The organism is Leuconostoc garlicum, assembly GCF_001998805.1.
In the GTDB taxonomy this organism is placed as follows: domain Bacteria; phylum Bacillota; class Bacilli; order Lactobacillales; family Lactobacillaceae; genus Leuconostoc; species Leuconostoc lactis.
This window is the reverse complement of sequence record NZ_CP016329.1, coordinates 388,203-409,878: the sequence shown is the minus strand read 5'-3', so window position 1 is coordinate 409,878 and position 21,676 is coordinate 388,203. Positions and strand designations below refer to the sequence as shown.

The window sequence follows — 21,676 nt, the reverse complement described above, 5'->3', positions numbered from 1 at the left end:
ACTAATTTTCAACTCGTTCAAGGTCACGATGGCGGGTGTAAATCGTATAGCCAATGATGATGAATAACAAGGTTGACATGGTCAGCCAAGCAAAACTGGGTGTGATGACATTGGCTAAGCTGAGAAATAAGAGTTGTCCCAATGGTGCGGTGGCGAGGACTAAAGTATTGATTAGACCGCCAACACTGGCTAAACGATCAGGTGCGACACGTTGCATCATAATAGCCCCAATCCGTGGATTAATTTTAGCAGAAACATAGCCGATACCGGCGATTAGGAGTAACCAAACAAGACGATTTGGCCAAATACTTGGTACCAAGCCTAGTAATAGTAATAGGCCGCAAGCTGTCCCAATTAATTGTTTGGTGGTCATATGCTGAAAAATATCACGTACCACAATGGAACCTAGTAACATACTGATGGTTTCCACAGCACCAAATATGGCTACAGTAGTGCCAAAATTACCAATCATAAGCTGATGCATTTGTAATAAAGTCAAATTAAACAGGCCGGCTAATGATGTACTAACAAAGTTAACAGCGGCAGCAAGTACAATGAGTTGGAAAAAGAGGTGATCACGGTAGACTGAAATAAAGGTGATGTTGAAATCAGAAAACAGTGTGGTTCGGGGATGATGGGCGAGATTTTGGCTAATTTGCTGCTGGGCATCGGTAAAATACGACTGGTGGGTGGTCATCACGAGCCATGCGATGATAAACAGTAAAGCATTAATGAAACTGAAGACGGCCGCATTGTTGTGTAAAAGGCTAAACAAGCCAGCGCCGAAAAAACCACCAACCATGGCCATGGTAATACTAACGGCTTGTTCGAGACTCATGGCAGTCTGCATGTCCTTTTGAGCTAAAATATAGCGTGAGATAGGTGCCATCAATAAATTACTATAAAGCCCTAAAATATCATTGATAAAAATTAAGCCCAGCAACACAATGAAGGTCACGGTGCGGGTTTCATAGGCAAACAGTAAGCCGGACATCACCAGAAAAATAGTGGCTTGGGTACGTCTGGTGATTGACCAAGCGCGCAAATGATCGTGCGTTTTGTCGGCTAAATTGCCTAGTAAAATGGCAAATAGATCTGGCAAAAAGGTGATGAACGCGACAGCAGTGACTGCTAAAGTGGCATGAGGGCGCGCCGCTGCGATCATGAGAAAAACAATGTTAAACAGACTAGTGCCTAAATTATTAAATAGTTGGGCGGTGATCATGATGCGAAAAGCGCGATTGTTTTTAAGTAATGTCATATGTTTTGCTCCTTTGAATTGCGTAAATTCATTTTATCCAGTAAACTGAACAACAAATCAAAAAGCGAATATATGCTACTTTCTGGCGGTGACAAATGGATTACGGGGCAACATTTAAAAGAATACGTGAAGACAAAGGGTTAAAAATTGTTGATTTAGAACAAGAAAACATCTCACGCTCACTGATTGGCAAATTTGAAAAGGGCCAATCACGGCTATCAGCAGACCGATTGGATCGCTTATTAGCTGAAATGGGTGTGAGTCATGATGAATTCTTATTTCTCGGTGGGGAACCTGGGGATAATTATATGTACACGTTGTTGCAAGAGATGGGGGTGCAGTCTGGTAAAATACGCGAACGTCAGCAACTTGATCGGATGATTGCACGGGCGACCCGTGATTTGACAAGTGGTCGTAGTGGTTTAAGTGCCAGATTTATGCGTGATTTTGGTCTGATGATCAAAATCGGCCTGACAGCCGAAGATGATGGGGTCAAAAAGGAGATGTATGAGTATCCTGGTGTTCAGCAACATGTTAAACCAGCCGTACAATTTTTAAAAAAGGCGGAAACATGGGGACGGTTGGAACTTGATTTATTTACCCTTTTTTATATTGGCATGCAGCCGGATGATCTACTCGTCTTGGGACGATTGGCAATTCAACGGGCACAGGTCTACACGGCATTAAGATCTGAGAAAAAGCGGTTAGTCGATATTATTCACACGGCATTTAACGGCCTCATGTATGTTGATCAAGCGGGGGCGGCTGAGATGTTAGCCCTTGAAGCACAAGTCATTCAGGCAGCCGATGAATTTATGATTGATTGGACGAGTGAACGGTTGCGGTTACGCTTAGATGAAGGGTTACTGATGATGTTGCAGGGCCAAGTTACGGCTGGGTATGAACAAATTATGTCAGTGGTTTCAGTCTATGAGATGATTGGCATGCAGGAAATGGCTAATTTTACACGCCAAACCATTGCCCAAACAAAATCGGCTATTGAATCCAACCAGCGGGATAAAATACCACATATTTACTCAATGTTGATTTAAAGTATGGTAAACTTAAACTTATGGCATTATTAGAAGTCAGTGGCCTTACAATGGCCTACGCAGAAAAAACTTTATATGAAGACGCAGCCTTTGAACTACAACAAGGCGAACACATGGGGATTGTTGGTCAAAATGGTGCCGGCAAGTCAACCTTAATTAAGATTATTACCGGACAAGAATTACCCTTGTCTGGGAAAATCGACTGGCAAAAAGGCCTAAGAATTGGCTATTTGGACCAGTATGCTGAAATTCCTGACGGCATGAATTTGGTTGATTTTTTGCACACTGCTTATCAAGACTTATATGATAAGCAAGACCGCATTACCGCACTCTACAATGAGTACGCGGAAACCATGAACGACAAGTTGTTGGACCGCGCCGGTCGCATGCAAGAAGAACTGGATGCTGCCGGTTTTTATGATGTGGATACGCAAATCGAACGCGTTATCTCCGGTTTGGGCTTAGAAGCTATCGGTCGTGATCGTGAATTGGAACAAATGTCCGGTGGTCAACGTGCCAAAGTCATTTTGGCCAAGTTGTTGCTGGAAAATGATGACGTCATCATTTTGGATGAGCCGACGAACTATCTGGACGTTGCCCATATTGCCTGGTTGCAAGATTTCTTGCAAACCTATGAAGGCGCGGCTTTGATTATTTCCCACGACTTTGACTTTTTGGACAAAGTGACCAACGCGATTATTGATGTGTCATTTGGTAAGATTACCAAATATCGTGGCTCGTTCACGAAAGCGATGCGTCAAAAAGAAGAGCGTACGGAACAACAGTTGCGTCAATATGAAAAGCAACAGGGCGAAATTGAAAAAGCCCAAAAGTTCATCGCCAAGAACAAGGCGCGGGCCTCAACTTCAAAGCAAGCGAAGTCACGTGAAAAGATGCTGGCGCGCATGGAAAAGATTGATCCACCGTCAGAAACATTACAAGCAAAATTCAATTTCCCTTATGTGAACTCACAATCTGCCAACGCATTGACAGTTAATGATTTGTCCGTTGGTTACGTGACCCCAGTCTTGGAGCCAGTAACTTTCTCAGTGACAACGGGACAAAAGATTGTCTTTAAAGGGTTCAACGGGGCTGGTAAGTCGACATTGATTAAGTCAATTCTCGGTGTGATTCCTGCCTTACACGGGACAGCTGAATTCTCACCATCTGCCGTCGTTAACTACTTCGACCAAGACTTGGCATGGGATGATGACACAAAGACGCCATTACAAGAAATGCAAGATCGTTTCCCAACGCTAGAACCAAAGGCGTTGCGGACACGATTGGCTGCGGCAGGGATTAACGCTGAAAACGCGCAAAAGCCGCTGCAACAACTTTCTGGTGGTGAGCAGACAAAAGTGAAGTTGGCCATTATGGAAATGAAACCAAGTAATTTCTTGATTTTAGATGAGCCAACCAACCATTTGGATGAAGGGACGAAAAATGCCCTACGGGCAGCGATTGATAAGTTCCCAGGAAATGTCATTATCGTTTCCCACGAAGTGAGCTTTACAAAGGGCTTTGGTGACCGTGAATTAAACGTTGCGGCGCTATCCTATAAGAAAGAAACAGATTAGTATGGTGCAACTACTGACACAAAACAACATGCCGAAAAACATGACAGTTTTTGATGTGGTTGCGTCAACAATGATAAAAGGTCGAGACATGCTGAACGCAGGCGTGGCTCGGCCTTTTGCTGTGGTTGCCAATCAACAAACGGCTGGGTACGGGAAATTTGGGCGCCAATTCTTCTCACCGCGAGGGAGCGGTGTGTATATGACGTTTGTTTTTGACGTGCCAACTGGTAATTTTGATGCCGGACTATTGACCACTGGCGTGGCCGCAACGATTGCGCAGGTCATTTTTGAAGTGACTGGTATTCAAGTAGCTATGAAGTGGGTGAATGATTTATATTATCAGGATCGCAAAATTGCCGGCATTCTTGCCGAGGGCATTCTGACCGCAGGTCAGCTCACGCAAGTCAGTATTGGCGTTGGTTTGAATATTTTAGCCACGGTTGTGCCACCCGAACTGCGGGATAAAATTGGGGCACTTGACGTTGATGTGGATAAAAATGTGTTGGTCCGTCAGATTTTCACAGCCTTGCAAGCCGACTTTGCGGGTTATCAACAAGGGCAACATCTTGCCTATTATCAAGCACATGCTTATTTAACAGGCCGTTACGTGTCAGTACAAGTTGGGCAAACCGTTATCACTGGTAAAATTGTTGGGGTTGGGCAACGTGGAGAATTACTACTAGTTGATGATAGTGGTAGTTCACATGCTTTGTTGAGTGGCGAAGTAACCAAAGTCAATTTTTAATGTTGAATGGTTCATCATAACGAACAGGACGGGAAATGTGATGGGATTGCGATCAATTTTATTATTACCACGTATTAATCATGACCTTGTCCATGACGTGAGACAACGGTATGATACGCTGTATCAGCATGTTGCGCCACACATCTCACTGGTTTTTCCTTTTGAGAGTGACAGTTCAGACGATACAGTGATACAGGTTGTCACGGATGTGATGCAGCGTTTTTCGGCGTTTGATATCACATTGAACCGAGTTGCTGGTGAGCCTGACAATGGGTACGTTTGGCTAGTTATTGATCAAGGCGCTGCCATAATTACGGCTATGCATGATGCGTTATATCAGGCACCAATATTTGCTGCCCATCTGCGACAAGATATCCCCTATATACCCCACATGACAATTGCACAAGGTGTGACACCAGAGCAGGCGCAACAGTTAATCGTAGCATTGGGTCAAACACCACTGACAATCATGACGACCATTGTGTCAGTGAGTGTGGAACATATCCTAATCAACGATGATTCAGATGTCTTCTGTCAGGTGGCATTGCGGTGTGCGCATGAAAATTAGAATTATTGGTCCTGTGGGTAGTGGGAAGACAACATTGGCTAATCAAATCAGTGTACGTACGGAACTGCCAGTAATGTCCTTGGGTGAGCTTAACTAGGATGACTGGCCACTGGAGACCGACAGTGGTTAAAACAGTCATTTTAAATGCATTTGACAAAATAAAAGTATTAGAATAGAATAAAAACAATGAGAAAATCATAGAGGTTGCCGTAGACAAGAGTCACTTGTGGAGTATTGATAGATACGCTGAAACAAGTAAAAGGGGATATGGCCGAAGCACTGACACTATCATGTCAGTTAGCTGGGCCATTGGTTAAGAGCCAATGGACTGTCGCGGATGCGGGGTGCTATGACGGAGATAAGCGTTTTTTATTGCGATCCGTGACTGCCCCCCTAGCAGCCACGGATTTTTATTTTATGAGAAAAAGGTGTGACTATGGTAGAGGCAATTACAAGGCCAACACAAATTGAAATATCACAAAAAGCTTTAAAAAATAATGTCGCCGTCGTGAAGCAAACATCAGGCGCAGACAAAATCTTTTTGGCTGTTAAATCTAATGCCTACGGCTTGGGGTTAATCCCAACGTCTAAAGCAGCTGTCGCGGGTGGTGTCTACGGCTTAGCGGTAGCCATTATTGATGAAGCTTTGGCCTTACGCCATGAGCGATTGACGGCACCAATTTTAATTTTAGGGATTTCACCAGCAGAATATGCGGAATTAATGGCTGTCCAACATATTATGGCTACGGTTGTGTCGCTTGATTGGTTAAAAGAGGCGGCGACTTATTTGTCCGGTGAACAACGTTTGCATGTCTCGTTAGGGGTTGATACGGGAATGGGACGAATTGGTTTCCGTGATCGTGCAGCGCTGGCCGAAGCCATTGCTTATGTCCAAGCACATCATGATTTATTTGACTATGTTGGCTTAGCGACGCATTTTGCCGAGTCCGATTCGGCTAATACTGATTATTTTGAGATGCAACTGGCGCGTTGGCATGCGCTAACTGATGGCTTACCGGAACCAGAATACTATCACGTCGCCAACTCTGGGGCTGCCATGTATCACGCTGACGAAGTCCCACACGACGTCATTCGCGTGGGGACAGTCCTGTATGGCGTGGAACCTTCCCGTGGCGAATTGGCCGATGGCCATGAGTTGCAGCCAGTCATGGCTTTGCGTAGTGAAATCAACTTTGTGAAGCAACTGCCGGCGGGTGAAGGCATTAGTTATTCCCACAAATACACCACGACGGGCGACGAATGGATTGGCACAGTGCCAATTGGCTATGGCGACGGGTGGTTGCGTAAGCTCACCGGCTTTAACGTGATTGTTGATGGGCAATACGCACCCATTGTTGGTCAAATCGCCATGGATCAAATGATGATTCGCTTACCACGAGAATATCCTGTGGGAACAAAAGTGACCCTCATTGGTCGTGATGGTGGGTTAGAAAATACTTTGGAAGATGTCGCCCAACACGCGGGCTTGGCCCCTTGGGAAATCATGACTGGGATGCAAGATCGCTTGCACCGCGTACTTGTCGATTAGGACACACAGCGTAACAAACTTAACATTGAGGAGAACAAAATGACAGAAAAAACTTATCATGTGGCAATTTTGGGCGCCACTGGCGCAGTTGGCACACGTTTGCTATCACAATTGGAACAATCAACGATTCCGGTTGGTCAAATTAAGTTATTGGCTTCAGCACGTTCGGCTGGCACGACTTTAATGTTTAAAGGCGAACCAGTGACGGTTGAAGAAGCCACGCCAGAAAGTTTTGACGGTGTTGATTTGGTCTTAGCATCAGGCGGCGGCTCAGTTTCAAAGCGCTTTGCGCCTGAGGCAGTTAAGCGCGGTGCCGTTGTTGTCGATAATTCAAGTTATTGGCGCATGCATGATGACGTGCCGCTGGTGGTACCAGAAGTCAATGAAGCCGCTTTGCAAACGCATCAAGGCATTATTGCCAATCCAAATTGCTCAACCATTCAAATGGTAGTGGCCTTGGAACCCATTCGCCAAGCCTATGGTCTAGAGCGGGTGATTGTGTCAACGTATCAAGCTGCCTCTGGGGCAGGCCAATTAGGTTGGGATGAATTAGTCGCGCAAACAACGGCTTATAACGCCGGTGAACCGGTCACGGCATCCGTTTTGCCAGTCCGTGGTGCGGCTAAGCACTATCCATTAGCCTACAATTTACTGCCCCAAATTGATGTATTTGAAGATGATGGGTACACCCATGAAGAATGGAAAATGATTCACGAAACCAAGAAAATTATGTTTGGTGATAAGGATTCCCGTGACGTGAAAGTGACTGGCACGGCTGTGCGTGTGCCGGTGCCAATTGGACATGGGGAAACGGTTTACTTTGAAACAGCGGCTGGTACTGGGGCCACGGCACAGGGAATTCAACAAGTCTTAAGCCAAGCACCAGGGGTCGTGCTGGAAGATAATCCAGCCGAGCAACTTTATCCGCAACCGGTTAATGCGGCGGGCAAGCGCGAGACATTTGTCGGTCGTGTCCGGCCAGATTTGGAAGTTGACGATGCTTTCCATATGTGGGTCGTGTCAGATAACCTCCTCAAAGGGGCGGCCTGGAACACTGTGCAAATTGCTGAACGATTGGTGGCGCTTGACTTAGTGCGCGTCCCAGATACAGCAACAAATCCATTTACGACAGCGTAACGTGATACAATAAGGCTATGATAACCCTCATTTATCTTGTAACAATTGGATTATTATTGGTAGCGCTTGGCTACCAATTGCAGAAAAACCCCGCGACGATGACAATCGGTACGTATGGGGTTTTTATTGTATTGAGTGTGATTTTATTGTGTCAACATTGGCTCAACTTATCGCCAGCCAGCTGGCAAGCTATTCGTTTCGGGAGCTACAGTATAGCTGTACTCATGGGTATTATTTTAATGCTGAGCATTGCGTGGTACAGTTGGAAAAAATCACGGCGGTTACTGGTACCAGGCATTATTGGTGGCTATTTAATCAGTTTAGTTTTGTTATCCCCGTGGTCATTGTGGCGGCTGGCTGCGCCGTGGTTGCTGTTTTATTTTGTCTGGCAGTTTAGTCGCTTTTTAATCAGCAGTGTGGCTTATGGGATTGTCAGCCGGCCACCTAAAGTTGGCCCGCTTGTGGTGTTAGGCGGTGGTTTAGCGGATGGCTATCACGTTGGTAAAATCGTGGATGCGCGTATCCGAGCAGCGGTGTTAGATGCTCAAAAAATGACCCCTTTCCCGATTATCGTATTTTCGGGTGGACAAGGTGACGATCAGCAACGGAGTGAGGCTGCAGCGATGCGGGAACATGCCGTTTTGCGCTATGGTGTCCCGCTGGCGCAAACACGATTAGAAGATCAGTCACGGAATACCATTCAAAATTTTCGTTATAGTGCGGCTTTGCTTGATGGGCAACCGTTAACGTTTTATACGAGTGATTACCACGTTTTTCGGGGTGCATTGATTGCGCAAACACTAGGCATTTCAGCGCGTGGTCGTGGTGGAGTGTCGGTTTGGCAGCATCGCATACCGGCCTTTTTGCGCGAGTTTGCTGGGGTGATGAGCTTGCACAAACGGCGACAGGTGCTATTTGGCATTTTGTGGGTCATTGTAGCAGGTTTAAACGTGATTTTTTTCTCATAAAATAGTGTGTTATAATGCCTTTTATGATGTTGTTATGTGAAAAATGACGATTAAATAATATAACAATGGTTAAAAAGGGAGGTGTACATGAGTATTTTTGGAAAATTGATGTGGTTTTTTAAAGCGCATCAACGGCTTTATATTTTAGGGTTGTCTTTTTTATTCTTAACAGAAATTTCACAAATGGTGTCACCGGCACTGATTGGGCAATTCACGGATAAAGTTGTACGCCGAGAATTAACATTTGAGGGGCTGGTGTTTTATGCTGGTGGGATTTTGTTGTTTGCGCTCTTAATGTATGGTTTTCGCTACGCGTGGATTACCCACATTTTTCAGGGATCAGCGTTACTAGAAAAAACATTACGGCAACAGCTTTTCGACCATTACATGGCGATGGATACCACGTTTTATCAACGGCATCGCACGGGTGATTTAATGGCGCACGCATCCAACGATTTATCAGCGATCCAGCGTGTGGCGTCGGGTGGTATTTTAATGTTGGTTGACTCTGTGGTGGTGATTATTTTCACGGTGGCCTCGATGATTCTGGTGGTTGATTGGCGTTTAACGTTAATTGGTATTTTGCCTTTACCCTTGTTGATTATCGGTGTGCGTTACTTATCGCCGAAAATTCGTGCGGCGTTTACGGCGTCGCAAGAAGCCTTTTCCCGCTTATCTAACAAATCCCAAGAATCAATTGCTGGGATTAAAGCTATTAAGACTTTGGGTCAAGAACAACAAGATGCCGCTGCTTTTGAGGCGCAAGTGCAAGAAACGATTCAAATCAATAAGCGGGTTGCTCGCATTGACGCAATGTTTGGCCCAATGGCAACACTGATCATGACCATTAGTTATGTGATTATGATTACCTATGGTGGCTCGTTGGTCGTCAATCAAGCCATTACGATTGGGCAACTGGTCTCATTTTCGACTTATCTTGGTTTATTAGTTTGGCCAATGTTTGGTTTGGGGCAGTTATTTAACGTCTTGGAACGTGGAAATGCGTCATATATTCGTGTCCAAAACATTTTGTCTGAAAAATCTGCGGTGGTCGAAAAGCCAGATGCGGTCACGACACGGGCAACGGGTGACTTGGTCATTGACGTGACCGCGTTTAGTTATCCTGATGATGACGAGGCGAATTTGGCCTTAGAGCACATTAACTTTACAGTTAAAGCCGGTGAAACTTTGGGCATTGTCGGGCGTGTTGGTTCAGGAAAAACCACATTATTGAAGTTGTTATTGCGGCAATTTGATGACTATCAAGGCACGATTAAAGTGGGTGGTACGGACATTAAGGATTACACTTTTGCGGCGTATTTACGCGCGATTGGTTATGTGGCGCAAGAAAACTTCCTATTCTCGACAACGATTCGTGACAATATTCGGTTTGCCAATATTGATGAAACACAAGCGGTGGTCGAAGCCGCCGCTAAAAAAGCCGCCTTTCATGAAGATGTCTTAGCGTTGCCAGCTGGTTACGACACCGAAGTTGGCGAGCACGGGGTGAGCTTGTCTGGTGGTCAAAAGCAACGTTTGGCGATTGCGCGTGCGTTAATCATTGATCCGGAAATTTTAATTTTAGATGATGCCTTGTCAGCCGTTGATGCACGGACGGAAAAGCAAATCTTACAAGCCTTGAAGGCCGATCGCCAAGGGAAAACGACAATTATTACCGCGCATCGGATGAGTTCGGTGATGAATGCCGATGAGATTATTGTGTTTGACCAAGGCCGTATTAAAGAACGCGGCACGCATGCCGAGTTAATGGCCAGAGACGGCTGGTATGCCGAGATGTATCGCCAACAACAATTAGCAACAGAATTAGAAGAAAAATTAGATGGAAAGGCGGGCGCTGATGTCTGAAAATAATGAATCAGTCTGGGCGAAAAGTATTCCGCTCAAAACACAAATTCGGGTGATTACCACGTTGATGAAACAAGCAAAGCCCTTTCGCCAGATGTTTTTTGTCGCCCTTGCAATTGGTGGTGTCTTTGCGCTCTTGCAAGCAGCCGCACCACGTGTGATTGCTTACTATATGACGACTTACCTGCATCAAGGGGACAATATCACCATCCAAATCATGTGGAGCTTTGCCCTGTTGGTCGCCGCTATTCGGGTCTGTCAAGCTATTACGGATGGTCTGAATGCCTATTATTTCACGGTGGCCGCAGAATATGCGTTAGAAGATATTCGCGTCAAGGTCTTTGAGAAGTTGCACACCTTAGGGATGCGTTTCTTTGATCGCGTGCCGGCGGGATCTTTGGTGACGCGCGTGAACAATGATACGGCTTCATTAGCGGATTTTTGGCGCTTTTTCGTGGAATTAACCTTTGTGGTGATGAGCATGATTGGTGCTTATATCGGGATGCTGACGGTGAGTGTGAAAGCCACGTTGTTGATGCTAGTTGTGGTGCCGTTTATTGTCATTTCGGTGGTATTATACCAGCGTTTCTCATCGAGTCTTTTCCGTCATATGCGTGAACGGCTCTCACATTTGAATGCTAAAATTGCCGAAAGTATTACCGGAATTGATGTTATTCAAGAATTTTACCAAGAAGATCGGTTTAAAAAGGCCTTTGCCAAGGTCAACGGTGAATATTTCAATGCGCGTTTTAAAATGATTAAAGCTGATGCGTTGTTATTAGAGCCGATGATTGATTTAATGTTGGGGGGCGCAATGGTGCTGGTCCTCTGGTACTTCGGGGTTTTGTCGATGACCACTGCCGTTTCAGCTGGGGTGATTTATGCGTTTACTACCTATTTAAATAATATTTTTAGTCCATTAGAAAATGTGATGAATTTGTTTAGTCCTTTCCAAGAAGGCTTGGTTTCTGGTTATCGTGTTTTGGGTATTTTGGATGATGACACGTATGCTCCAGCGCAAAATCCAGGCGCAGATAAGCAAATTACCCAAGGGAAAATTGAATTTAAGCATGTCAACTTTAGTTATGATGGACAACACCCCATCTTAAAGGATTTGACCTTTACAGCGAATCCTGGCGATACCGTGGCCTTGGTTGGTCATACCGGTTCCGGTAAATCATCAACGATTAACACATTGATGCGCTTTTACGATTTTCAAAGTGGGGAAATTTTGCTCGATGGGCAGGATATTCGGGATATTGATCCCGTTGATTTGCGTCAAAAAATGGGCTTGGTGTTGCAAGAACCGTTTATGTTTTATGGGGATGTCGCCTCTAACATTCGGATGTATGATAACACGATTACCGACGACCAAATTATTAAGGCTGCTGAATTCGTTGGGGCAGATAGTTTTATTGATGAGCTGGACGGTCAATATCATGCCAAAGTACAAGAAGGCGGTTCAGGCTTCTCAGCTGGGGAAAAGCAGTTGATTAGTTTTGCCCGAACGATTGTTAAAGATCCAAAAATTTTGATTTTAGATGAAGCGACCGCCAATGTGGACACAGAGACGGAAGTATTGATTCAACAATCACTCCGGAAAATGCGCCAGAATCGGACAACAATTGCGATTGCGCACCGCTTGTCGACCATCAAGGATGCTGACTTAATTCTCGTGTTAGATAAAGGCGAAGTGGTCGAGCGGGGGACGCATGATGCGTTACTGGCGCAACGCGGCCGTTACTATAACCTATATCGTTTGCAAGGGATGACAGATGATGAGACGGCAGTTAGTTGACCGGGTGTAATGTTAAGAAACTCACATTTTTTATGTCACGTTTCCTGCCATGGATTAATTTAAAATGTCGGGTGACACGTAGAATAGAAGTATGAGCAGACTGGGGCGAATCGTGTAATATGCCTGCGTATTGCACGATAATCGTCCTTTTTTGTATCGGGACCGTGTGCCGCGTTAAAGCACTTGCGAGAAAAAGGAGAAATTTATTCATGTCAATGATTGAATTCAAAAATGTTGAGAAGTACTATGGCAACTTTCACGCATTAAAAAATATCAATTTGAAGATTGATGAAGGTGAGACTGTTGTGTTGATTGGCCCATCTGGGTCAGGAAAGTCAACGTTGATTCGGACAATCAATGGATTGGAAGAAATTCAAGAAGGTCAGTTGCTGGTCAATGACTTTGATCTACACGATCCAAAAACGGATATGAACCGTATCCGTAAGAATGTTGGGATGGTGTTCCAGCATTTCAATTTATATAACAATAAATCAACATTAGAAAATATCATGCTGGCACCGCGTTTGGTGTTGAAGCGTGATGAAGCGGAAAACAAAAAAATTGCGATGGAGTTGCTGGAAAAAGTTGGTTTGGCCGACAAAGCAGCGAATATGCCATCTGAATTGTCTGGTGGTCAAAAGCAACGTGTGGCCATTGCGCGTTCACTGGCGATGAAGCCAAAAGCCCTGCTGTTTGATGAACCAACTTCAGCATTGGATCCAGAAATGATCGGTGATGTGTTGGATGTTATGCGAGATATTGCCAAGGATTCATCTATGACAATGCTTGTCGTGACACACGAAATGAGCTTTGCCAAGGCGGTGGCTGATCGCGTGATCTTCATGGCTGATGGGCAAATTTTGGAAGACAGCACGACTCAGGCATTCTTTGATAATCCAAAGGAAGCACGTGCCAAGAAGTTCTTGAGCCAAGTTGAACATCATTAAGAATAGAGGAGGGGCGTTTAAGAGTAATCTGAACGCACAGTAAATTATGGAAAAAGCTAAAAAACGACAATTTGGCATTATTGCAACAATTGTTTTAGCTGCCGTTATTGTCCTCGGTTTAATGTGGGCAACAGCCACAGCTAAGAAAAATTCAGAACATGAAGACACGTTGGCGCGTGTTGAACGACTGGGTCGTATTGTCTGGGGTGTTAAAGCAGATACCAAGTTATTTGGTCTGATGAATACCAAAACAGGGACACCAGAAGGCTTTGACGTCGATATTGCCAAAGCCTTGACGGTGCAAATTTCAAAACAAACTGGCGTGCCAATGTCAGCACAATTTATCCCAGTATCAGCATCTTCTAAGATGCAGCTGTTGAAGAACACCAATATTGATGGCTCTGTCTCAACGATGACAATTACGCCAGAACGTGAAAAGATTATTGACTTTACTAAGCCATATTTTGACGCCGGACAATCAATCTTGGTGAAAAAAGACTCTGGCATTCACTCTGTTCAAGATATGAATGATTCAAAGTACACGATTATTGTGGTCGTGGGGACAACTGCTGCGACTGAAATTAAGAAGTTTGCGCCTAAGGCAAAGGTTTTGGCAGTGCAAGACTACGCCACAGGTATGCAAGCGTTGAAGAGTGGTCAAGGGCAAGCGATGTCAACTGATAACGCGATCTTGTATGGTTTTGCAACTGAAAACCCAGAGTATCACATTGCTGGTGGTACATTTACGCATGGGCCTTACGGGATTGCCTTTGATAATGATCAAGGCCCAATGATTCGCGAAGCCAATAAGGCATTAGCAACGATCAAAAAGAATGGTGTCTACAACGCGTTAATTAAAAAGTGGTTCAGTGATGTTCCTGGTCTTGACTGGCACAGTTTGGAGGCGAAGTGATGATTGAATTGTTTCAGAATAATTTTCCAACTTTGATGCAGGGCTTTGGTTACACGTTACTATCGAGTGTGATTGCACTGGTGGGTTCCTTGATTTTGGGAACGGTGTTTGCGGTAATGCAAGTGATGCCACAGGCGTGGGTCCGTCGCATTGGTAATATTTATGTCCAAGTTTTCCGAAATATCCCACTTTTGGTAATTACGTTCTTCTTTTTCTTGGTCGTATCACAGTACGTTAAAATGAGTGGTTTTGTTTCAGGAACTGTCGCGTTGATGTTGTATACATCAGCGTTTATTGCTGAAACTGTCCGTGCGGGTATTTTGGCGGTTAATGGTGGGCAAATGGAAGGTGCACGTGCAAATGGGTTGTCATTTGCACAAGCCATGCGCCATATTGTTTTGCCACAGGCGTTCCGCGTGGCCTTACCATCACTGGGTAACCAATTTATCAATTTGGTTAAAAACTCATCTATTTTAGCCTTTGTCGGTGGTTTGGACTTGATGTATCAAGGTAACATGATTGCAGCCAATACGTTTGAAACGTTTGGAACCTATATCATTGTCGGTATCTTATATCTCATTATTACCTTACCGTTGAGTTACTATATGCAGCACCTTGAGCGTAAGCTCAAGCAGGCAGCGTAAGGAGGAATTATGGCGACATTAGGATTTTTTAGTGCCTTTACACCACAAAATGTGACGTATCTATTAGGCGGACTGGGGATCACGGTTGGCGTATCTCTCATTTCAGTTATTTTGAGTTTAATTTTTGGTTCAATTGTTGGAATTATTCAATTTGAACGTATTCCTTATTTTTCAAAATTTGTCGGCACAATCAATAACGTGATTCGTAATTTGCCACTATTGTTAATTATTTTCTTTGTTTACTTTGCGTTGCCAAAGATTGGGATTCACTTATCAGTCTTTTGGGCCACAATCATTGCGATGAGTACGTTTGAATCAGCGATGTTGGCTGAAATTGTGCGTGGTGGCTTGGAATCAGTTGATATTGGCCAATTTGAAGGTGCGCGTGCGAACGGCTTGAGTAATATGCAAACGATGATTTATATCATTTTGCCACAAGCTTATAAGAAAATGATTCCACCAATTATTTCACAATTGATTTCATTGGTGAAGGATACCAGTTTGGCAATGGGAATTGTGTTGGCCGAATTGATGTATCGTGGCCAGATTGTTTATGCGCAGAACTCGACGTATATTATTCCAGTATTGATTGTGATTACGCTGGTCTACTTCGTCTTGAATTACGGTCTGTCATTAGTCGCACGCTGGGCTGATCGTAAATTAGCGTAACGGTTGTCTTTAATTTCGGACAGTTATTTATGGATGTAATCTCATAAAAATGTGTTAAAACCCATTATTTCAAAAAAATAACAAATAATTAGTTGTACATGAGAAAAGCACATGGTATACTAATATCTGTTAATAAAGAATTTAAAACACAAACCTTTATATCTCGGGAGGATATATGCTATGGAAACATGGAAGAAGGTAGCCCTTGGAGCGGCTGCTGTAGTCGTTGTCGGTGGTGGTACACGTGCTGCTGGTCTTTGGGGCGGTTCATCAGATAATAGCAAGAACTTGTCATTCCAATTGCCAACACCTATTCAAACATTGGACATTTCTAAGAATACTGATACGTACTCAGGTACGATCATTGGTAACTCTGGTGCCAACTTGATGCGTGTGGATGCCAAAGGTAAGCCACAACTTGAATTGGCGAAGTCAGTTAAGCACTCTGACGATGGTTTGACTTATACCGTTGAATTGAAGGATGGCTTGAAGTGGTCTGACGGTTCAAAGTTGACAGCCCAAGACTTCGTTTACACTTGGCAACGTATCGTGAATCCAAAGACAGCGTCACAATATGCTTACTTAGCATCTGGTGTTGAAAACGCTGATAAGATTGCAGCTGGTAAGGCCGCTGTTGATTCACTTGGTGTCACTGCTAAGGGCAACACGTTGACATTCAAGTTGGAACGCCCAATGCCACAATTTGAATACTTGTTGACGTTTGCGAACTTCATGCCACAAAAGGAAAGCTTTGTGAACAAGGAAGGCAAGAAGTACGCGACAACTTCAGATACAGCATTGTACTCTGGTCCTTATAAGGTTCAAGGTTGGAACGGTACAAACAACACGTTCAAGCTGGTGAAGAACGACAACTACTGGGATGCTAAGAACGTCAAGACAAAAGAAATTGACGTGCAAGTGGTTCAAAAGCCTGAAACAGCTGTACAATTGTACAAGCAAGGTAAGATTGATCGTGTTTCAATTTCAAACACACCAGAATTGTACAAGGCCAACAAGAACAACAAGGATGTCGTGAAGACACCGGAAGCCACAACAGCTTATTTGGAATATAACCAAACAGGTAAGAACAAGTTCTTGGCTAACGCTAAGATCCGTGAAGCTTTGAACTTGGCAACTAACCGTAAGGAATTGACTGATCAAGTAACTGCTGGTATTTCATCACCAGCTACTGGTTTGGTCCCAACTGGTTTGGCTAAGACAGCTACTGGTGAAGACTTGGCCAAGTATGTTGCGCCTGGTTACACATATGATCCTCAAAAGGCCGCTGAATTGTTCAAGCAAGGTTTGCAAGAAGTTGGTGCATCAAATGCTACATTGACAATCACGTCAGATGCTGACTCACCAGCTGCTAAGACAACATTGGATTATCTCCAAGGTTCATGGGAAAAGGCTTTGCCTGGTCTTAAGGTCGAAGAAAAGTTTGTGCCATTCCAACAACGTTTGAAGGATTCACAAACACAAAACTTTGACATTGTTGTTTCACTTTGGGGTGGTGACTATCCTGAAGGCTCAACATTCTATGACTTGTTCAAGGATGGTGCTTCATACAACCACGGTCAATTCAAGAACGTGCCTTATACAGACGCGGTTAACAAGGCCGAAACAACTGACGCTTTGAAGCAAGAAGCACGTGATAACGACTATAAGGCGGCTGAAGCTGACTTGTTCAAGGACAGCAACTTTAACCCACTTTACTTCCGTTCAGGTTACTCACTTCAAAATCCTAAGGTGACAGGTATCATCTTCAACTCAACAGGATTGAACCAAGACTGGAAATTCGCCGTTAAGAAGTAAAAGCTGGTATCATTAAAATATACGCAATAACAAATAAGGATTGACGCAAGTTAATTCTTATTTTGTTCATTATAGGAAATCATAATTATGTGGAAATATATTCTCAAAAGACTAGGTTGGCTCGTCTTCACGCTATTTCTAGTCATTACAGCGACGTTCTTCTTGATGCAAATCATGCCAGGAACGCCGTTTAACAACCCGAAGCTGACGCCAGAAGCTTTGGCGCAGTTGAAGACAACCTATGGGCTAGATTTGCCATTGTGGCAACAATATCTGAATTATTTGGTTGGGGTCGCACATGGTGATTTTGGTATTTCATTCCAATATCAAAACCAACCGGTTAGCATGTTGATTGGGCAACGATTACCTGTTTCGGCAGCACTTGGGGCGCAAGCCTTGGTTGTCGGTGTGATTGCTGGTTTGATTATGGGTGCTGTGTCAGCACGTAACAAGAACAATAAAATTGATGGTACATTGGGTATTTTGTCAACGTTAGGTATTTCAGTGCCAAGTTTCATTTTGGGAATTGTCCTCGTGTACCTCTTTGGCTTCAAGTGGCCACTTTTCCCCGTTTCTGGTTGGGGTGATTCATTCTCACAAACGATTTTGCCAACAATTGCTTTGGCAGTGAGTCCAGCAGCGATTACAACACGCTTTGTGCGTTCAGAAATGATTGAATCATTGAGTTCTGATTATGTGCAATTGGCGAAGGCCAAAGGGTTGAGTGAGAAGGAAATCGTTAACAAGCACGCTTACCGTAACTCAATGATTCCAGTTTTGACATTGATTGGGCCAATGGCGGCTGGTTTGTTAACGGGATCAACATTGATTGAACAAATCTTTTCGATTCCTGGTATTGGGCAACAGTTCGTGTTGTCTATTCCATCAAAAGACTTTCCGGTTATCATGGGCACAACCATTGTCTATGCGGCAATGTTGATGTTGATGATTTTGATTACGGATGTGCTCACGGCGATCGTTGATCCACGTGTTCGTTTGCAATAAGGAGGCTTATGATGGCAGCAAATACTGAAGATTTTGTCATCGTTGGCGCACAAAGCTCTGATGCCAACGAACATATTTCAAAGCCAGCCTTGTCATTTTGGCAAGATGCTTGGCGTCGCCTCAAGCTTAACAAGCTTGCGGTTGTATCCATGTGGTTTTTAATTATTATTTTGGCTTTTGCCGTGTTATCGAATATTTTCGTCCCACAAAAGGCAGCCAATTCATTTAATTCTGATAAAGTTGGTGTGTACAAGAACTTACCACCAAACTCTGGTTTACCAATTCCTGGTTGGGATGGTGAGATCAAGGCGCCTGGCGACACGACGACGACGAACGCTTATAGCGAACAAGGCGTGCCGGATGGGGAAAAGTTTATCTTAGGTACGGATAACATTGGTCGTTCAATGGCAAAGCGTGTCACTGTTGGGTTGCGTATTTCATTGTTAGTGGCCATTGTGGCAACATTCATTGACTTGGTCATTGGTGTGGCATATGGTGTCTTCTCTGGCTGGAAAGGCGGCTGGGTTGATAACGCGATGCAACGTATCATTGAAATCTTGTCATCAATTCCAAACTTGATTATCGTGACAATGCTTGGTTTGTTGTTTGGTAGTGGTATTGCCTCAATCATCTTGGCAATTGCCATGACTGGTTGGTTAGGCATGGCGCGTCAAGTCCGTAACATGACGTTGTCCTTAAAAGAACGTGATTATGTATTGGCTGCAAAGTCATTAGGTGAAAGCTCATTTAAAATTGCGGTGAAGCATTTGATTCCAAACATGGCCGGTACGATCATTGTGCAAATCATGATGACTGTGCCAAGTGCGATTATGTTCGAAGCGGTTTTGTCAGCCATTAACTTGGGTGTGAAGCCACCGACAGCATCATTGGGATCATTGATTGCGGATGCGCAATCAATGTTGCAATTCTATCCTTATCAAGTATTAATTCCTTCAGCCGTGTTGGTATTGATCTCGTTGGCCTTCATCTTGTTGGGTGATGGCTTGCGTGATGCATTTGACCCACGTGCGAGTGAAGATTAAGAGGTGTGCAAGAGAATGAGTAATCCGATATTAAGAGTTGAAAATTTGCACGTGAACTTCAACACGTATGCTGGGACAGTGCAAGCGATTCGTGATGTATCGTTTGACCTAAACAAGGGCGAAACGTTAGCGATTGTTGGTGAATCAGGGTCTGGTAAGTCAGTAACGACTAAGACGTTGATGGGTTTGAACGCCAAGAATGCTAGCATTCCTGATAATTCACGCCTGTTGTTTAAAGACCGTAATTTGCTCGATTTGACAGAAGAAGAATGGCAATCAGTGCGTGGTAACGAAATTGCTATGATTTTCCAAGATCCAATGACAAGTTTGGATCCAACGATGAAGATTGGGATGCAGATTGCTGAACCACTCATGAAGCATCGTGAGATGAAAAAAGAAGACGCGCTAGCGCGCGCGTTGGAGTTGATGAAAGGGGTTGGGATTCCTAACGCCGAAGAACACATCAACGATTACCCACACCAATGGTCTGGTGGGATGCGGCAACGTGCCGTGGTCGCCATTGCGTTGGCTGCTGATCCGGAAATTTTGATTGCCGACGAGCCGACGACTGCTTTGGATGTGACGATTCAAGCGCAAATTTTGACATTGATGAAAAAATTGCAACGTGAAACATCAAGTTCAATTATTTTCATCACTCACGATTTGGGTGTTGTGGCTGGTATGGCTGATCGTGTTGCCGTGATGTATGCGGGTAAGATTGTGGAATATGGTACCGTGGATGAAATCTTCTTTAATCCACAACATCCTTACACATGGGGCTTGCTCAATTCAATGCCAACAACTGATACCGAAGTTGGGACGTTAGAAGCCATTCCAGGCACACCACCAGATTTGTTGGAACCACCTAAGGGTGATGCATTCGCACCGCGTAATGCTTACGCCTTAGCGATTGATTTGAAAGAAGAACCACCATTCTTCAAAGTGAGTGACACGCACTATGCGGCCACATGGTTGTTAGATGAACGTGCACCAAAGGTCACGCCACCAGCGCAAATTCAAAAGCGTTGGGATCGTTGGCAAGAAATGCAAGGACAGGAGGCTTAATCATGACTGAAGAAGCACCAAAGAAGTTAGTTGAGCTAAGAGATCTGCAGTTGTATTTTAACCAAGGCAAGGCCAATGAAGTACGCGCAATTGATCATGTGAGCTTTGACATTTACGAAGGTGAAATTTTTGGCCTGGTTGGTGAATCAGGTTCTGGTAAGACCACGATTGGTCGCACAATTTTAAAGATTTATGAACAAACGGCGGGTGATATTTTATTCCAAGGAAAAGATGTCACGCAGTTGAAGGGGAAGCAATTAGCGGAATTCCGTAAGGATGCGCAAATGATTTTCCAAGATCCACAGGCGAGTTTAAATGGGCGTATGAAAGTGCGTGACATTATTGCTGAAGGAATTGACGTGAACAAGCTGGCGCGTTCAAAGGCTGAACGTGACCAAAAAGTGCAAGAATTGTTGGATTTGGTTGGTTTGAACAAAGATCATGCCACCCGTTATCCTCATGAATTTTCGGGTGGCCAACGTCAACGTATTGGGATTGCCCGTGCGTTAGCGGTTGATCCGAAGTTTATCATTGCCGATGAGCCAATCTCTGCGTTGGACGTCTCAATTCAAGCACAAGTTGTGAATTTGATGAAGGAATTGCAGAAGAAGCATTCACTGACATATCTCTTCATCGCGCACGACTTGTCAATGGTGAAGTATATTTCTGATCGTATCGGGGTCATGCACTGGGGTAAGTTGCTTGAAATCGGGTCTGCGGACGCGGTTTATAATCACCCATTGCATCCTTATACGAAGAGTTTGCTTTCAGCCATTCCGGTGCCTGATCCAGAAGTGGAAAAGGCGCGTCAACCGTTGGAATACGATACAAGTATCGAAACTGACGGTAAAACACGTGACATGATTGAAGTGAACCCAGGCCATTTTGTGTTGGCCACACCTGAAGAAGCAGCGCTATATAAAGCGCAACAGGTTTAAGGGATTAAAAAAGCTATAACAACTGTTAATCAGTTGTTATAGCTTTTTTATGATAGAAAAATGATAATAACGTGCGTTTAGTCGATAACTGGTGTATGATTGTAATTAATTACTAA

19 protein-coding genes and 1 riboswitch are annotated in these 21,676 nt (G+C 44.2%); of the genes, 18 read left to right on the top strand and 1 reads right to left on the bottom strand.

The window, feature by feature from the left end:
- Window position 1 precedes the first annotated feature (1 nt).
- On the bottom strand, window positions 2-1,261 hold the full coding sequence (locus A9176_RS02040; protein ID WP_077282004.1) for an MFS transporter permease: 1,260 nt from the start codon (window positions 1,259-1,261) through the stop codon (window positions 2-4).
- A gap of 95 nt (window positions 1,262-1,356) precedes the next feature.
- Between A9176_RS02040 and A9176_RS02035 the strand changes: the two genes are divergently transcribed.
- The 18 genes from A9176_RS02035 to A9176_RS01950 all read left to right on the top strand — a co-directional run bounded on the left by A9176_RS02035 (window position 1,357) and on the right by A9176_RS01950 (window position 21,560).
- Window positions 1,357-2,313, top strand: coding sequence for an Rgg/GadR/MutR family transcriptional regulator (locus tag A9176_RS02035; protein WP_077282003.1), 957 nt, complete (start codon window positions 1,357-1,359; stop codon window positions 2,311-2,313).
- Between the two features lie 20 nt (window positions 2,314-2,333).
- Window positions 2,334-3,890 (top strand): ABC-F family ATP-binding cassette domain-containing protein, encoded by a 1,557-nt coding sequence (locus A9176_RS02030; protein WP_077282002.1) that lies wholly within the window; start codon window positions 2,334-2,336, stop codon window positions 3,888-3,890.
- A gap of 1 nt (window position 3,891) precedes the next feature.
- On the top strand, window positions 3,892-4,635 hold the full coding sequence (locus tag A9176_RS02025) for a biotin--[acetyl-CoA-carboxylase] ligase (RefSeq protein WP_181407084.1): 744 nt from the start codon (window positions 3,892-3,894) through the stop codon (window positions 4,633-4,635).
- A gap of 40 nt (window positions 4,636-4,675) precedes the next feature.
- Window positions 4,676-5,203, top strand: a complete 528-nt coding sequence (locus tag A9176_RS02020; RefSeq protein ID WP_077282001.1) for a 2'-5' RNA ligase family protein — start codon at window positions 4,676-4,678, stop codon at window positions 5,201-5,203.
- A gap of 190 nt (window positions 5,204-5,393) precedes the next feature.
- Window positions 5,394-5,561: riboswitch (Lysine riboswitch) on the top strand.
- Between the two features lie 78 nt (window positions 5,562-5,639).
- On the top strand, window positions 5,640-6,752 hold the full coding sequence (gene alr / locus A9176_RS02015; RefSeq protein ID WP_029510079.1) for an alanine racemase: 1,113 nt from the start codon (window positions 5,640-5,642) through the stop codon (window positions 6,750-6,752).
- A 39-nt stretch (window positions 6,753-6,791) separates the two neighbouring features.
- The gene (locus A9176_RS02010) at window positions 6,792-7,889 is read left to right on the top strand and encodes an aspartate-semialdehyde dehydrogenase (protein WP_029510080.1); all 1,098 of its coding nucleotides are present in this window, start codon (window positions 6,792-6,794) and stop codon (window positions 7,887-7,889) included.
- 17 nt (window positions 7,890-7,906) lie between these two features.
- Entirely contained in the window at window positions 7,907-8,857 is a 951-nt protein-coding gene (locus A9176_RS02005) for a YdcF family protein (protein ID WP_077282000.1), read from the top strand.
- A gap of 87 nt (window positions 8,858-8,944) precedes the next feature.
- The gene (locus A9176_RS02000) at window positions 8,945-10,723 is read left to right on the top strand and encodes an ABC transporter ATP-binding protein (RefSeq protein WP_077281999.1); all 1,779 of its coding nucleotides are present in this window, start codon (window positions 8,945-8,947) and stop codon (window positions 10,721-10,723) included.
- A complete protein-coding gene (locus tag A9176_RS01995; RefSeq protein WP_077281998.1) occupies window positions 10,716-12,521 on the top strand; it encodes an ABC transporter ATP-binding protein in 1,806 nt (601 codons plus the stop codon). The genes A9176_RS02000 and A9176_RS01995 overlap by 8 nt, the downstream gene beginning before the upstream one ends.
- Before the next feature lie 209 nt (window positions 12,522-12,730).
- A complete protein-coding gene (locus A9176_RS01990; RefSeq protein WP_029510084.1) occupies window positions 12,731-13,468 on the top strand; it encodes an amino acid ABC transporter ATP-binding protein in 738 nt (245 codons plus the stop codon).
- A 46-nt stretch (window positions 13,469-13,514) separates the two neighbouring features.
- A complete protein-coding gene (locus tag A9176_RS01985; protein ID WP_077281997.1) occupies window positions 13,515-14,381 on the top strand; it encodes a transporter substrate-binding domain-containing protein in 867 nt (288 codons plus the stop codon).
- Window positions 14,382-14,383: 2 nt separating this feature from the next.
- A complete protein-coding gene (locus A9176_RS01980) occupies window positions 14,384-15,025 on the top strand; it encodes an amino acid ABC transporter permease (protein WP_029508931.1) in 642 nt (213 codons plus the stop codon).
- A gap of 9 nt (window positions 15,026-15,034) precedes the next feature.
- Entirely contained in the window at window positions 15,035-15,694 is a 660-nt protein-coding gene (locus tag A9176_RS01975; RefSeq protein WP_029510087.1) for an amino acid ABC transporter permease, read from the top strand.
- 180 nt (window positions 15,695-15,874) lie between these two features.
- Complete coding sequence (locus A9176_RS01970) at window positions 15,875-17,509, top strand: peptide ABC transporter substrate-binding protein (RefSeq protein WP_077281996.1); 1,635 nt, start codon at window positions 15,875-15,877, stop codon at window positions 17,507-17,509.
- 87 nt (window positions 17,510-17,596) lie between these two features.
- Window positions 17,597-18,514: an ABC transporter permease gene (locus A9176_RS01965; protein WP_010000765.1), complete on the top strand. Its 918-nt coding sequence runs from the start codon at window positions 17,597-17,599 to the stop codon at window positions 18,512-18,514.
- A gap of 11 nt (window positions 18,515-18,525) precedes the next feature.
- Entirely contained in the window at window positions 18,526-19,557 is a 1,032-nt protein-coding gene (locus tag A9176_RS01960) for an ABC transporter permease (protein ID WP_077281995.1), read from the top strand.
- 15 nt (window positions 19,558-19,572) lie between these two features.
- Window positions 19,573-20,622: an ABC transporter ATP-binding protein gene (locus A9176_RS01955; RefSeq protein ID WP_068851083.1), complete on the top strand. Its 1,050-nt coding sequence runs from the start codon at window positions 19,573-19,575 to the stop codon at window positions 20,620-20,622.
- Between the two features lie 2 nt (window positions 20,623-20,624).
- Window positions 20,625-21,560: an ABC transporter ATP-binding protein gene (locus A9176_RS01950; protein WP_077281994.1), complete on the top strand. Its 936-nt coding sequence runs from the start codon at window positions 20,625-20,627 to the stop codon at window positions 21,558-21,560.
- The last annotated feature ends 116 nt before the right edge of the window (window positions 21,561-21,676 follow it).

Coding starts and splice junctions, on each gene's coding strand:
- A9176_RS01960 (WP_077281995.1), top strand. CDS start 18,526: ATGGCAGCAAATACTGAAGATTTTGTCATCGTTGGCGCACAAAGCTCT.
- A9176_RS02030 (WP_077282002.1), top strand. CDS start 2,334: ATGGCATTATTAGAAGTCAGTGGCCTTACAATGGCCTACGCAGAAAAA.
- A9176_RS01985 (WP_077281997.1), top strand. CDS start 13,515: ATGGAAAAAGCTAAAAAACGACAATTTGGCATTATTGCAACAATTGTT.
- A9176_RS01965 (WP_010000765.1), top strand. CDS start 17,597: ATGTGGAAATATATTCTCAAAAGACTAGGTTGGCTCGTCTTCACGCTA.
- A9176_RS01975 (WP_029510087.1), top strand. CDS start 15,035: ATGGCGACATTAGGATTTTTTAGTGCCTTTACACCACAAAATGTGACG.
- A9176_RS02005 (WP_077282000.1), top strand. CDS start 7,907: ATGATAACCCTCATTTATCTTGTAACAATTGGATTATTATTGGTAGCG.
- A9176_RS02040 (WP_077282004.1), bottom strand. CDS start 1,261: ATGACATTACTTAAAAACAATCGCGCTTTTCGCATCATGATCACCGCC.
- A9176_RS01970 (WP_077281996.1), top strand. CDS start 15,875: ATGGAAACATGGAAGAAGGTAGCCCTTGGAGCGGCTGCTGTAGTCGTT.
- A9176_RS01990 (WP_029510084.1), top strand. CDS start 12,731: ATGTCAATGATTGAATTCAAAAATGTTGAGAAGTACTATGGCAACTTT.
- A9176_RS01955 (WP_068851083.1), top strand. CDS start 19,573: ATGAGTAATCCGATATTAAGAGTTGAAAATTTGCACGTGAACTTCAAC.
- A9176_RS01950 (WP_077281994.1), top strand. CDS start 20,625: ATGACTGAAGAAGCACCAAAGAAGTTAGTTGAGCTAAGAGATCTGCAG.
- A9176_RS02035 (WP_077282003.1), top strand. CDS start 1,357: ATGGATTACGGGGCAACATTTAAAAGAATACGTGAAGACAAAGGGTTA.
- A9176_RS02000 (WP_077281999.1), top strand. CDS start 8,945: ATGAGTATTTTTGGAAAATTGATGTGGTTTTTTAAAGCGCATCAACGG.
- A9176_RS02025 (WP_181407084.1), top strand. CDS start 3,892: ATGGTGCAACTACTGACACAAAACAACATGCCGAAAAACATGACAGTT.
- A9176_RS02010 (WP_029510080.1), top strand. CDS start 6,792: ATGACAGAAAAAACTTATCATGTGGCAATTTTGGGCGCCACTGGCGCA.
- A9176_RS01995 (WP_077281998.1), top strand. CDS start 10,716: ATGTCTGAAAATAATGAATCAGTCTGGGCGAAAAGTATTCCGCTCAAA.
- alr (WP_029510079.1), top strand. CDS start 5,640: ATGGTAGAGGCAATTACAAGGCCAACACAAATTGAAATATCACAAAAA.
- A9176_RS02020 (WP_077282001.1), top strand. CDS start 4,676: ATGGGATTGCGATCAATTTTATTATTACCACGTATTAATCATGACCTT.